General features: G+C 39.8%; 16 protein-coding genes and 1 riboswitch. All 16 genes read right to left on the reverse strand.

All coding sequences use genetic code 11. From position 1 onward, the window contains the following. Positions 1-363: 363 nt before the first annotated feature. Entirely contained in the window at positions 364-1,065 is a 702-nt protein-coding gene (locus D8M06_RS17835; RefSeq protein WP_121205944.1) for an HAD family hydrolase, read from the reverse strand. A 143-nt stretch (positions 1,066-1,208) separates the two neighbouring features. Then, on the reverse strand, positions 1,209-1,754 hold the full coding sequence (locus D8M06_RS17840) for an ECF transporter S component (RefSeq protein WP_121205945.1): 546 nt from the start codon (positions 1,752-1,754) through the stop codon (positions 1,209-1,211). Positions 1,755-1,757: 3 nt separating this feature from the next. Beyond that, the gene (locus tag D8M06_RS17845) at positions 1,758-2,198 is read right to left on the reverse strand and encodes a DUF4430 domain-containing protein (protein WP_121205946.1); all 441 of its coding nucleotides are present in this window, start codon (positions 2,196-2,198) and stop codon (positions 1,758-1,760) included. Positions 2,199-2,339: 141 nt separating this feature from the next. Further along, a riboswitch (cobalamin riboswitch) is annotated at positions 2,340-2,489 on the reverse strand. A gap of 63 nt (positions 2,490-2,552) precedes the next feature. After that, positions 2,553-3,707 (reverse strand): 1-propanol dehydrogenase PduQ, encoded by a 1,155-nt coding sequence (locus D8M06_RS17850; RefSeq protein WP_121205947.1) that lies wholly within the window; start codon positions 3,705-3,707, stop codon positions 2,553-2,555. A gap of 80 nt (positions 3,708-3,787) precedes the next feature. Then, complete coding sequence (locus tag D8M06_RS17855; protein WP_194074653.1) at positions 3,788-5,182, reverse strand: aldehyde dehydrogenase family protein; 1,395 nt, start codon at positions 5,180-5,182, stop codon at positions 3,788-3,790. A gap of 4 nt (positions 5,183-5,186) precedes the next feature. Then, positions 5,187-6,167 (reverse strand): cob(I)yrinic acid a,c-diamide adenosyltransferase, encoded by a 981-nt coding sequence (locus tag D8M06_RS17860; RefSeq protein ID WP_121205949.1) that lies wholly within the window; start codon positions 6,165-6,167, stop codon positions 5,187-5,189. A gap of 15 nt (positions 6,168-6,182) precedes the next feature. Next, positions 6,183-6,449, reverse strand: coding sequence for a EutN/CcmL family microcompartment protein (locus D8M06_RS17865; protein ID WP_121205950.1), 267 nt, complete (start codon positions 6,447-6,449; stop codon positions 6,183-6,185). A 1-nt stretch (position 6,450) separates the two neighbouring features. Continuing rightward, the gene (locus D8M06_RS17870) at positions 6,451-7,236 is read right to left on the reverse strand and encodes a flavoprotein (RefSeq protein WP_121205951.1); all 786 of its coding nucleotides are present in this window, start codon (positions 7,234-7,236) and stop codon (positions 6,451-6,453) included. A gap of 18 nt (positions 7,237-7,254) precedes the next feature. Then, positions 7,255-8,076 carry an ethanolamine utilization protein EutJ gene (eutJ, locus tag D8M06_RS17875; protein WP_121205952.1) on the reverse strand — a complete coding sequence of 274 codons (822 nt, stop codon included), beginning with the start codon at positions 8,074-8,076 and terminating at the stop codon, positions 7,255-7,257. Between the two features lie 17 nt (positions 8,077-8,093). Further along, positions 8,094-8,735 (reverse strand): phosphate propanoyltransferase, encoded by a 642-nt coding sequence (locus D8M06_RS17880; protein ID WP_121205953.1) that lies wholly within the window; start codon positions 8,733-8,735, stop codon positions 8,094-8,096. A gap of 26 nt (positions 8,736-8,761) precedes the next feature. Then, positions 8,762-9,031, reverse strand: coding sequence for a BMC domain-containing protein (locus D8M06_RS17885; protein ID WP_121205954.1), 270 nt, complete (start codon positions 9,029-9,031; stop codon positions 8,762-8,764). A 12-nt stretch (positions 9,032-9,043) separates the two neighbouring features. Beyond that, complete coding sequence (locus D8M06_RS20320; RefSeq protein WP_121205955.1) at positions 9,044-9,646, reverse strand: BMC domain-containing protein; 603 nt, start codon at positions 9,644-9,646, stop codon at positions 9,044-9,046. Positions 9,647-9,659: 13 nt separating this feature from the next. Then, positions 9,660-10,121 carry a glycerol dehydratase reactivase beta/small subunit family protein gene (locus tag D8M06_RS17895; RefSeq protein WP_206613298.1) on the reverse strand — a complete coding sequence of 154 codons (462 nt, stop codon included), beginning with the start codon at positions 10,119-10,121 and terminating at the stop codon, positions 9,660-9,662. Further along, positions 10,118-11,950 (reverse strand): diol dehydratase reactivase subunit alpha, encoded by a 1,833-nt coding sequence (locus D8M06_RS17900; protein ID WP_121205956.1) that lies wholly within the window; start codon positions 11,948-11,950, stop codon positions 10,118-10,120. Before D8M06_RS17900 ends, D8M06_RS17895 begins: the two co-directional genes overlap by 4 nt. Before the next feature lie 33 nt (positions 11,951-11,983). Then, positions 11,984-12,490 (reverse strand): diol dehydratase small subunit, encoded by a 507-nt coding sequence (locus tag D8M06_RS17905; RefSeq protein ID WP_121205957.1) that lies wholly within the window; start codon positions 12,488-12,490, stop codon positions 11,984-11,986. A gap of 26 nt (positions 12,491-12,516) precedes the next feature. Further along, a complete protein-coding gene (locus tag D8M06_RS17910) occupies positions 12,517-13,164 on the reverse strand; it encodes a propanediol/glycerol family dehydratase medium subunit (RefSeq protein ID WP_121205958.1) in 648 nt (215 codons plus the stop codon). Between the last annotated feature and the right edge of the window lie 18 nt (positions 13,165-13,182).

Below are 13,182 nucleotides of genomic sequence, written 5' to 3' on the forward strand. Positions count from 1 at the left end.
GAAAGAAACCGTATTTGATATTTTAAATATCGCATATAAACCAAACGTATCCGAAGCAAATGACTAATCCCTTAGGAAAATGAAGTCTGAAAATAAAGTTTCCTTAGGAGGCTTATTTCCGCATGCAGAAAATTATTTAGAAAAACAAAAAGAGAAAAAGCTAACAAAAATTAATGATTTGTATTCATTATTTTTTGTTAGCTTGATGGCTATGGAACCTGTCCCCCCGTCCCACACCACAACCCACACACACTTTAAATAATATTGTCGATATTCCCCGGGAAATGAAAGAAATAATAAAAGAACGTAAAAAAGAGACGATTTCCGTACGCCTGTTAAAGGCAATCGAAAATCGTCCCCATTTTATTTGCCGCCAAACAACTTCAGCAGCTCCTCAGCATTATATACAACTTTATCCGGTACTACTGTGTTTTCAGGCATTTCCCGCTTACGATGATTCATCCAAACAGCATTCCAGCCTGCTTGTTTCGCTCCAACCATATCATTAGCAAAGGAATCGCCCACGTACACGGTAGTAGCCCTGTCCAACTGTAGCTTATCTTCTATAATACGAAAAACTTCTTGTGTTGGTTTGGCATAACCAATAGCTCCGGAAATAAATGTATGTTCATCTGGAATCCATCTGCTTAAATTAAGTTGCTTAATCTTCATCGACTGATGGCCTTCCGATCCATTTGTTAAAATAGCTAATTGCTTCCCCTGCTTATGCAGGAAATCCAACAGCTCTACTACTTCATCGAACAAAAATATCTTTTGCTGCTCTTCTACATATGCTTCCTGAAATTCGATTGCCTTTCCAGTGCTGACAGTGATACCAACCTCCTCAAATGCATCCGTAACCCGGCGGATATGCATTTCTTGTACAGACATCTCGCCAGCTTCACATTTATCAAAAAGAGAGTCACTATACTTCCGACTAATAATATAAAGCTCATCTAGTTCTTTCTCTGTAAAAGACTTATCGATCATTCTCTTACATGTATTTTTAAAGGACATGGCCTGATCATATAACGTATCATCCACATCGAAAATAATTGTGTTCATTCTATCAACCTCCTCAACTATCATACCTGTATTGGAGGAAAACGTACAGTGGGACGAAGGGACAGGTTCCTTGTCCCACCGTGTGGGGACGAGGAACCTGTCCCCCTGTCCCCCCACAAACCTGTCCCCGCAAATCTGGGACATCAAACCTGTCCCTCTGTCCCCCGCTTGGTGTTTTGGTTCCCTTGGATGGTGAATCGGTCTTGGGCGTATTTGATAAAGAATTTGGATACGATTGGGTAGAAAACTAGCATAACCATGGCATTTCCGACAGCGTGGTAGGTGTCAAAGGGTAGGCCTGCTAGGTAATAGGGCCAAAATTTCCCGGCTACTTGATAGGTTACTAGAGAAATAATCAACCCATAGAAATATCCGCTAAAAGCTGCATATAGAACTATGACTAATGTCGGGGTTTTTCTTTTGGATTTCCCTATGAACCCACTTATTACACCAATGAATACCCAGGCGACGACTTGCCAAACCGTCCAAATCCCCATACCCAATAAGATATTAGACAGAAAAGTTGTTAAAATAGCCATAATAGCGGCTGCGAGTGGACCTAGGAATAGTCCCGCAATGATAATTAACGATGTTACCGGCTGAATATTTGGGAGAAAAGCAAAAGCAAATCTGCCAACGACAGCAAGAGAGGCGAGCAGGGCAACGAGCGTCAATTTATACGTGTTCATGGCCTATTTCCACGCTTGTAAATCAAATACCACTTCATCGCCAGGATTTAATTCGTAATCTCCTGCGCCAACCGTTGGCATTTCATCATTTATAAAAAACATCCACGATTTTTCTTCTCCTTCTGCCGGAGCTTTGCCATCGATCGAAGTAATAAATGTTTCTTGTTCTTCAATTTCAAAGTTTTCCTTCATGACATCTAATAAAACCGCGCCTTCTTCAACCGGTACTTCCTTTTCCGTAATGGTTGTTTCTCCTTCATTTTCTGAAATGGTAATCGTTACAGTTTCCTCTACCGCATCAGAACTTTCCGCACTTTCCGCTTGTTCGGTATCTGCAGCTGTGTCTGTTTCCTCTGCATCTTCCGTATTTTCCCCTGAACCACATCCTACTAAAAATAAGGCCAATCCCAAAATAACAGCTATACGCATCATCCATTTATTCATCAGTTTCTCATCCTTTTCTTTGATAGATTTAATTGCTGTAAAATTAAAAAAACATCTCTACGATAGAGATGTTCACATTGAACCGCAGTCCGAAAAGATTTTCCGAACATACACACCTCCCTATCCGCGTAGGTTTACAATGGTGTAAAACTTGGGGAGATAGTTATCCTGGCTTCTGATATCAAATAAGTGATTCGACATCATTCACAGTGGCGGGACCGCATTGGATTTTCACCAAATTTCCCTCCTCCAAATCTATACATCATATGAATTTGTTCAATCTTGATAGCAAAAATTCTAGTTGTTACTAAGATTATACACCCTTCTATGAAATAAGGGAATAGACAAACTTCTTTAATATGCACTTTTCAGAATTTCCGTCAAACTTCTTTCACAAGCCTTTTTCGGGTTATCTCTCGTACATATATCCTTCATCGCTGATTTAGCCATTTTAGGCAAATGCTTCTCAAAAATATTTTTATCTATTAACATCTTGTTCAATGAAATGGGAATGGAGAGTGTTTGATTTAGTTTGGTAATTTCCATCATCAAACATTTTACACCTTGTTCGGTCGATTCTCCTGAATAACCAATCCCTTTTGCAATCTCAGCATATTTTTCAGCAGCCGTCGAATGCTTCAAAGATCCATCTGTGAGCCCAGCATTATAGGCAATAACATAGGGAAGCAATATCGCATTGCTTTTTCCATGGGACAGATGAAATTTTGCACCAATGGCATGGGCTAAGCTATGATTAATTCCTAACGAAGCATTTTCAAATGCAATTCCTGCCATACAGGACGCAATATGCAATTGTCTTCTTGCAAAGAGGTCATGCCCATAATGATACGCTTGCGGCAAGTGGGTAAACACCAAGTGAATAGCCTTTTCCGCTAATACATCGGTAAATACCGTTGCTTTTTTCGAGACCATTGCCTCCAGTGCATGTGTCAGCACGTCCATTCCAGTCTCAGCAGTGAGTTTAGGGGGTAGGGATTCTGTCAGACTTTCATCTAAAATAGCCACATCAGGTATCATTAAACGGTCCTTTATCGGAATCTTCAATTTCCTTTCGCTATCGGTTACAACCGTATAGGATGTTACCTCTGAACCTGAACCGCTTGTTGTGGGAATGGCGATGAATGTTGGTTTTTTAATAAACGCAGCTTCGACTAATTGCTTTTGTATTTGAATGGAGAAATACAGGACCACTTTTGCCACATCGATGGCCGACCCTCCACCTATCGCTAATAAGATATCAGGCTTTTCTTTCGTAAAAACCGATAATCCTTTTTTCACTATTTCCAGGGATGGGTCAGATTCTACATCAGAAAAAATTTGATAAGCATTACCTTTTGGTTTGATTATTTCTTCTACCTTTGAAATAATGCCTAACTTGATCATGGATTGATCTGTTATTATAAGAATATTTTTATCTTCCATATTTCCTAAGTAATTCAGTGTATGTTCTCCATTGATAATTTCTGGTCCTACATAAAAATTGTACATAGACTTCAAATTCACCCCCTTTATTGCAATTATTTGATTAGAAAATGATGCATTGGAAATGGACTAAAACTGAACACTTACTATCGAATAAACAAACCATCCACCAATACACAACGCCTCGTTCTAGCAAAGTCCTTTGCGGATGTCAGCCCTTCTCCTGTAGGACCAGCTATAGTAAATGTAGAATAGCCTTCTCCACCAGCACCAATTCCTGCATAAGATGGTCCATTTTTCACAAATATAGTTGTCTGAATGGCCCTTGCAAATTTAGTTAGATGATCGACATTTTTGGAATGCATGATTGCAGTATGTCTAAAACCATGTTCTACCTCTACCGCTAAATCTACCGCTGCATCAAAACTACTCACTCGAACGATTGGCAGTACCGGCATCATTAGTTCTTCTTGTACAAAAGGGTGGTCAGCATCTGTTTCCATAATGATGGCACGTACTTCTTTATCACATTGAATGCCAATTTGATTTAGGATATAGGCCGCATCCTTTCCTACGAATTCTCTGTTTGGTTTGCCATCTACCATAATTAATTCTTCTAGTTTTCTTAACTCTTGTTTGTCTTCTATGGTATAAACAGCTTGTTTTTTCATACTAAAAATTAAATAATCGGCAACAGATTCAACGACTATTACTTCTTTTTCAGAAGTACATGGGAGGTTATTGTCAAAACTGCACCCATCAATGATATCTTTCGCTGCTTTTTCAATATCAGCTGTTTCGTCCACAACCGCTGGGGGATTCCCAGCCCCTGCACCTATGGCTTTTTTACCAGTTGACAGTGCTGCTTTCACTAACCCTGGTCCACCTGTTGCTACTATCATTCTAATCTTTTTGTGGTTCATAAGGACGTCAGCTTGTTGGATGGTTGGGTCGTTTACCGTCGTAATTAAATTTGCTGGTCCTCCGGCTGCAACAATCGCTTCATTAAGTAATTGAATAGCTTTTAACGATGTATTTTTGGCTCTGGGATGCGGACTGAATACCACCGCATTTCCTGCTGCTATCATTCCAATCGCATTGCATATTACCGTTTCTGTTGGATTCGTTGTTGGGGTGATAGAGCCAATTACCCCGTATGGAGATAATTCAACAACCGTTAATCCATTATCTCCTGTAAAGGAATCAGATTTCAAATCCTCTATGCCTGGCGTATAATCTGCAGCCATCTTATTCTTTATTATTTTATCGTCTATTCTTCCCATGCCTGATTCTTCAACTGCCATTTTTGAAAACAACTCTGCATTTCCTCTTGAAACGTTTCTAATCGCTTGAATAATCTTTTGTCTGCGTTCCAGCGTAAGTTTCACTAATTCTTTCTGTGCTTTATCTGCAGCTTCAATGGCATCGTTCATATCCAAAAAAACGCCATGTGCCGTGGTCGTTACTTCTTGTTCATGACGATCGATTTCGTGTATTACTTTGGAAACAAGGGTTTTTAAATCATTCAACTCCATACTCATCTTCTCACCTCAATACTTTATTGAATTGCCCTAACACTTCTTCTGCAATTTTTCTATCTTCTTGTACTGTTCCTCCACTTACTCCAATGGCGCCAACTACACGTCCATTCAATATTAGTGGGTAACCTCCACCAAACGTTACAATCCGGTTTTGATTGGTAGCGGATATCCCATATAAATCTGCACCAGGTTGCGCTTGTTCAGAAATCTCATGGGTTGGCATTTTTAAAGCAAGTGCACTATATGCCTTATTTTCAGATAGATCTATACTTGCCAGCAAACTTCCTTCCATTCGATGCAAGAGGATGGTATTCCCATGTTCATCAACAACTGTAAAGGTAATCGGAACATTGATCTTACTGGCAGCCTCTTCAGCCCATTCTGCCAATTTTTTGGCCGTTTTCAAACACAATTCAACCTTGTCTCCCTGATTCAACTTTTGAACTACTTTTTGTTTTACTTGCTCTATGAAACAATGATTCGCTTCTGTCCTTGCTAGCATGAAAACTGTATCCGAAAGCCGGTTCATATATTTCTTTAATTCATCTCGAACTGTCTCCAGCCTATCCAATTTCACGATAAGTCTTTCTGCCCTGCGAATGATGGATCTAGCTTGATGTAAAGCAGCAGAAGCAGTTGTTTCCCCAGGGATAATAAACTTATGAAGAGGTCCAAGTTTCTTATCTAAACGATCAATCGTTTTTTCCAAGTAGGAAATATCCGCCCTCTTAATTTTATTGGTTAGTAAATCCTTTCCTTTCTCGTCACTTGCAAGCTCTGCTCCTATAACAAAAATCTTTGCTTGGATATTTTTTATGCTTTTCTTTAATTCTTCGTCCGTTATAAGAGAATAGGCTAAACCTAAAGAGGCATTGGCTTCATCTAGGGTTCCGTAACAAGATACTTTCAGACTATCTTTTTCTATTCTAGAACCGCCCAAAAGCCCTGTCTCTCCTCCATCTCCTTTTTTCGTATAGATTGCCATGAAGTATACCTCCCCCTATTTATCTACTTCGACACTATCAATAATGGCAACAATAGCAGTATCTACTGCAGATTCCTTTCCAGTAATAATCCTTGCAGAACTTCCCTTCGTGAGGAGGACGATTTCTCCATTTCCCGCTCCAACTGTATCAATAGCAATCTCAGAAGATCCTTCCACCTGTAAATCAACATTTAATTTTTCAACAATTAGCATTTTCCTACCTAGCAAGCTTTCATCTTTAGTGGTTGCCACAATATTCCCTATTACTCTGCCTATATACATTTCATTCACCTGACCTTACTATCTTGACACCTGCAGAATTGGCAGTTTCTATAGCTAGAGGAGTAACAATCGTATTCGAATGAATAGTTAGTACGCCTCCATTTTCTCTCGCTCTCATCACATCTTGTCTGGTAATAACCTGTTTCTTATCGGTGTTGATTACTGTTTGATTAGTTGTTGATTTTACTTGTTTTTCGTAAAATCTTGTTTGCTGATAGTGAATGACAGACTTCTGTATATGTTCTGCACCAACTAGTTTTATCCCAAAATCCTCCAGTCTTGTTAAATACTCATCATACATATTTATATAGCTAGACGATGGCATTTTTCTTCCTGCTTTCAGACGGAAAGGGTGTTCCGGTGTACAAGCATCTTCAGCAGCAATGATTGGGAGCCCTTCCATCAGAAATTTTGAAATAATATTTGTGGCAAGACTGTCTGAAATACCAAGGGCTACCTTAGCGGCCGTATTCATTGTTAATGTTGGAATGAGTAAAATAGAAGAGTCTTGAGAAAGGAATTGGATACCTTTATTCTCACTTTCTACATAGACAGTTTTTATCGAAAGTTCCTTTTGAATTAGTTCTTTAGTGACAATATGTTCCGCACTACTCGAAAGTACGACCTTTAGCTTCCAACCATTTTTCTGGAGCTTTTTTAATTGTTCCATGGATTCATGAAATCCAATTGCTCCACCTGTAAAAACAACAAGAGCCTGATGCTCTCTTTCTTGAAGTTTGGCAAGGACTCTATCAACAATTAAATTAATGACATCATCTGTTTTCACGTTTACTCACCTCGAATTTTAGCCATTCATGGCAATGCCTAAAGGAGTAATAAAAAGAGGATGTACTGGCTTTAGGCAAGATATTCCAATTTGCTGTGTAAAAACATCCGTAAATGAATGAAAACTGGAGGAACCACCAACGATATAGATGGTATCTATATCGAAACCAGTAATATGACGTTTCGTGATGGAAGCCATTTTTTCTACTACTGGTTTAATAATGGGGAAAACAGCCTCTCCTTGTTTTTTATCCTTCTTCCGTGCTTCTGCTTCTTCAAAAGATATGTCATAGTAACCTGCTATCGTCAGTGACATATGAGTACCACCAGTTGGTTCATCCGCAGTATAAATAACTTCACCATCTTGTAAGATGCTAATCCCTGTCGTTCCTCCACCAACATCAACAACTGCGCCATCTTGGATCCCTAATACAGAAGCTGCAGCAGTAGGCTCGTCTATAATGGATGAAACATCAAACATTGCTGATTCTAGTATATTTTTGATTGCCTTTTTATCGTTTCCCATGGTTCCTGGTGGGACAGAACCAGCAGCAGTAGTCAAATTCAAACCTAGTTGTGCTTCTATCTCTTTTTTCAAGTTTTTCACAATGTCCACTGCCCCTACATAATCCACAACAAGACCATCTCTAACAACGGACGCAGGATAAATGGAACCCGCAATCGGTTTATTCTCCTCATTTAAAACTGCCAACACTATATTAGCCGTTCCTAAATCTACGCCCACTTTAACTTTTTCATTAGAACTTAGTTTCGCTGGCTTTTGAATTCGTTCTGCAAAGCTATGAATATACTGATTTACTTTTTCCATATCGATTGACATAGGCCTTTTAACCTCGCTTAGTCTTTCACTATTCTTCCTACATCGCCATTCTTTATGTTTCCAGCATTTGCTTCGTCGGTATCTATATGCATTTCATTTACAAACTGATCAGATACTCGAATCACAACATTATCAAATTCAAGTGCCCGTTCTCCTTCAAATCGAACCGAAACCATTTGTTTATCACGGAAGCTATGCTGCTTGGCAAAAGCTGGTGGCATGTGAATATGCCTTTTGGCTATAATGACGCCTTCATTAATCCCAATGATATTATTTGGACCTTTTATAACGATACCTGGAGTATTTTCGATATCACCAGACTCCCGAATGAACGCTCGAATTCCAAGTGTGTACGCATCGGTTTTCGATATTTCTACCTGTGTTTTTTGGCGTATTGGTCCAAGTATACGGACTTTATTAAGTTCCCCTTTTGTTCCTACAATCGTGACGGTTTCTTTTGCCGCAAATTGCCCAGGTTGTTTTAGGTCTTTCCATTTGCTTAATCTATATCCCTTCCCAAAAAGTGCTTCTAAATCACCCTGACTTAAGTGAATGTGTCGATTGGATACACCAACAGTCGTAGAAGGGGCCTGTGATTCTTTTTCTAATCTTCTAAGAATCTCTACAGTCACTTTTTCAATTAATTTTTCCCTTTCCATCTTTAGCCCTCCTTACTGGTGACCAATCAATGCGAGATAATTTGTTCTACATCTTTATGGGGTCTTGGGATAACATGGACGGAGATAAGTTCTCCTACCTTTTCTGCAGCCGCAGCACCTGCATCCGTAGAGGCTTTGACAGCACCTACATCTCCTCTTACCATAATGGTAACGAGTCCAGACCCAATTTTTTCATATCCAACTAATTCGACGTTGGCAGACTTTGTCATGGCGTCGGCCGCTTCCATGGCACCTACTAAACCTTTCATTTCAATCATTCCTAATGCTTCGCCCATGGATAATTCCTCCTAGTCATTGTAATGAATACATAAACTTCTTAAATCACCTTTTCGTCTAGGACAGGTAGGATCGTGACAAATGTTGCAAACCTCGTCTAGCTCTTTCTTGACTAGTTCTTCTTGATCTCCTATCCCTACAGTTACTGGTTGTTCTTCGCTATTCATTTCCTTTTCTTGCCCCTCATTGGCATGATTTGTTTCCTGGATTGGAGCAACGTCTGTTTCGGTTTCTGGTATATCTCGCTCATCTATTGAAGCTACTTCTGCTGAATTTACTTCTTCCACCTGGTCCCTATTCTTTTCTTCTTGTTTGCTCGTTTCTTCAATTGGCAGATCCTCTGACTCGTCTGTAAATATATGAAGCTGATTGCTTGGTCGCGGTATAACAAGTTTACTGTAAACCTTGCCTACTCGAGATGCAGCTGCAACTGCCGCATCCAAAGCTGCCTTAACCGCAGCAACGTCCCCTTCGAATTTAACAGTTACTAGCCCACTGCCTTTTGTTAACTCATAATCAAGAATGCGTACATTGGCTGACTTTGCCGCTGCGTCTGCTGCGGTAATAGCAACTGGAAGCCCAAAAGTTTCAACCAATCCTAGTGTAGTTGACATTGGGTATCCCTCCTTACTCTGCTTCAGATAATACTCTTCTTATGATGGAAGCAATTCTATTTTTAGTGATGGACTCTTGTTTTTCTGGCAATCTATCATTTTGGATGGGAGGCTCCTTTATATCTAATTCTTTAAAGGGCATTCCCTTCACCAAACGCGCGGCATTAGCCCCTAACGCTCGTAGACTTAAAGAATGGTCCAAGATGTTCATTTGAAACAAAGGCTCTTCTTTTAGTAATTTTTCATAATGTAAAATCACTGAATAATCCGATCCCACGCCTATTCCAACCCCTAACCTAGAACTGCAAGCTGCTTGATAACCTAGTTGAATGGCTGTATCTTCTTTTAATCTCTGTACAGTAAAAGGGACTTCTTCTTCCTCCATTCCATACAATAATTCCATTATCTGCCCCTCTCCAATAGAATGACTGACTAGAATTTGAATGGTAGGCTTATCTTTTTCTAATCGATTCAAAGGGAATCTCCCCCTTTTTCATTCATCGATAAAATTAGTCCAGTTGCAACAGCATTTCTCGGTCCTTCTATTCCTCGAATATTACCTCTTCCTGCAACGACACCATGTTGAGATAAGGCATCCGTAATGAGTTGTGGCACTTCAAAATCAAGGGAAGAACCACCTAATAAAACAACGAATTCTATATCTCTAACATTTCCTGTTGGATACACCATTCGCAATGATCGTAAGGCATTTGTCACAAACACTTTTTCTTTAGCTTGACGTCTTACCATCCGCAGTTTTTCTATGGAGAAATCATAAGGAATAGGTATCATTTCGTTTTTCTTTAAAATAACTACTCTGGCGAAAATTTTGGGATCTAGTGGATGTTCGAAAAATTGGACCGTTCCATCTTCATGTCGAATATGGTATAAGCTTTCCACTTTTGCCAGGGAATATTTTTTAATATCTTCAGCTAATGCCATATCATCCAGCCCGAGCTCTGAGTTAATGAGCATCGTTACCATATTGCCGGCACCAGCTAAGTGTACATATTTCACTTTTCCTTCTTTATTCATAAAGGAAGCATCCGTTGAACCAGCCCCTAAATCTAAGATGGCAACTGGAATATTGGTACCTGGGGTAGATAAAGCCCCGCGAATGGCCATGTCTGCTTCTACTCCACCAACCTCCACTTGTACGTCCAATTCTTTTTCCAATTCATCTGCAATCATTTGCATCTGCAATTTATCTGCTTTTACCATTGCAGCAATACCGACTGCATTCTCCATGGAAAATTCCTCTGCAAGCCCTCCCTTTACCTTTTGCGGTACAAAGGTGTCAACAGCCAACATATCTTGAATCATAATATCTCGGGGATGCTGCTTCGTTAGTTCTGACATAACCTGTCGCACACGCTCCAGCATTCCACCCGCATTGGTTCCGGGTTCCCCTTTAATATCATTTACAGGTGCAGTTGCATTTAATGTATCCATCATTTTCTTTGCGCCTTCATCGACATTTATTTCCGCTCTTCTTTTCTTTCCTTCAAAGAAAATTTTACCTGCAGGGATATGTCTTTCTTTCACATCCCCCTTAGGCGTCTTGATGATAACAGCAGACCTGTTCCCGATTAGAGCTCGTGAAATAGGAACAATCATTTTCGTCTCTTCCCCGCTTAATTCGAAAACGGTTGCAATTCCATATGGATTAGATAAAACTTCTACCACACCACCAGCAGGAGCTACTTCTAGTGCTGCTTTCATGCCTATAGGTACTTTATCGATTAATTTAACTTCGTCCACGATTGGAATTTTCTTCTCCAGACGATTGTTTATTAACACTCCATCATCCTTTTGAACAATAGCTCCATTTATATTGACGCCTTGATGAAGTACAAAATTCATCGACTTAGCTGCATCCTCGAAGTCTACTGTTCTAGGAATAAGGACAATTACTTCTTCATTTGGTTTACTATATTGTAAATCTTTTATTGGTACGGTCACTCCGATACCTAGCCCCATACCTCCAGGAGTAGAGGGGTTATGGCCTATCATGGTTGACTCCGTAATTATCGTCTCTGTTATCGTCTCCATTGCCACGTCCCCTATTACTGGCGCTGCTTCATTCACTCGGACTAACTTTAAGTCCTCTATAGATCTATCAAGTTTTTTCAAGGCCTGCTTCAAGGCAGCAATAACTCCATGGATATTTTGGCGGGTGCCTTTAATACCGGAAGTTTTGACGATACCGCTCGCAAGAAAGTCCTGGCGGTTCCTATCAGAAACATTAGCAATGGCAACCTCTGTTGTTGCATTGCCAATATCAACTCCTGCAATTAAGTTCATTGTTATACCTCCTGTATCGTACCCACCATTTACTTAATCAACGCGAAGGATATCTCTTTCCATATACACATCCGCAGCTTCGCGGACAAAATTAGCGTTAATTTTGGCTTTGTACTGATATTCCAGTTCATCAGCAATAGCTAATAATTCTTCTTTTGTTGAGCGATTAGGCCTTAGTGCGTTATACACTTCCAAAATTCTTGTATCTGGTATAACCGCTAATTCAGCAGCTCTTCTTAAGTTTTTGGCTAAAGGTATCCTTCCTGCAGATTCTGCAACTTGTGCCTGCAACTCGAGTGTTTCAGGAGCTACACGTATGTCTTTTGAAGTGATATCTCCATTGACCACCTTATCCATTGTAATTTCATCCAATGGTATGTCTGTAGGTGTTTTTATCATTTCTGGGTGTTTTTCCTGTATTGGATAATCTTCTGTTGTTAATCTATCTTTTGTTATCTTAGGTGTTGCTGGTGCATTCTCTCCATTTCCCATGGATGAGATTACTTCTTTAATCATTTCTTCTAATAGCTTTTCATTCATGTGTGACACCTCCACTAATTCGGAAATTATTTAAGTTCAAGAGCTACTGGTTTAGTATGTTTTTCTACATATTGCGTTTCTTTAATATGCAGTAAGGCAGCAATTGCTTGGTATTTTGGTCTAGCCATTTGATCATTCATTGTTGGAACTGGATTTGGTGATTCCCCTTTTGCGTATTTGGCAGCATTTTTTCCAATCAAGCGAAACGTTTCTAAGGTAAGCAAAGGTGCTTGTGGAAATAATTCCAAATTACTTAAGGGAACCAAATCTTTCTGATGGATAACGGTGGTTCCTTTTGATTGAATACCGATACCAATGCCAGAACCACTATATTCTGCTGCATCATGAGCGACAAAAGCAACATCAGATGTTCTTTTAACTCTAATCAAGCGTGCGGTTAGTCCCTCTTCTTCAATACCAGCGATAACCTCTCTAATTACTTCTCGGTGTGGAACATGGACAATGGTATCTGTTTGATATTTACCGAAAGCCGGTGCAACAGCAACCACTACCTCGTCTTTCCGAGTTCCACGCTCTGCATTGCCTCCTTCAGCAAACAATTCTTCATTATGAGAAGGAGTTGCGGCGCTTTGAGGTGTGGTATCTTTTTCTTGCTGCATACCTGCTAAAACTTCTTCGATTACTTGACGAATCATTTTTTCATTAACTTCCATAACGTACACCTCTTTCTT

It is taken from the genome of Oceanobacillus halophilus (genome assembly GCF_003628505.1).
Lineage (GTDB): Bacteria > Bacillota > Bacilli > Bacillales > Amphibacillaceae > Oceanobacillus > Oceanobacillus halophilus.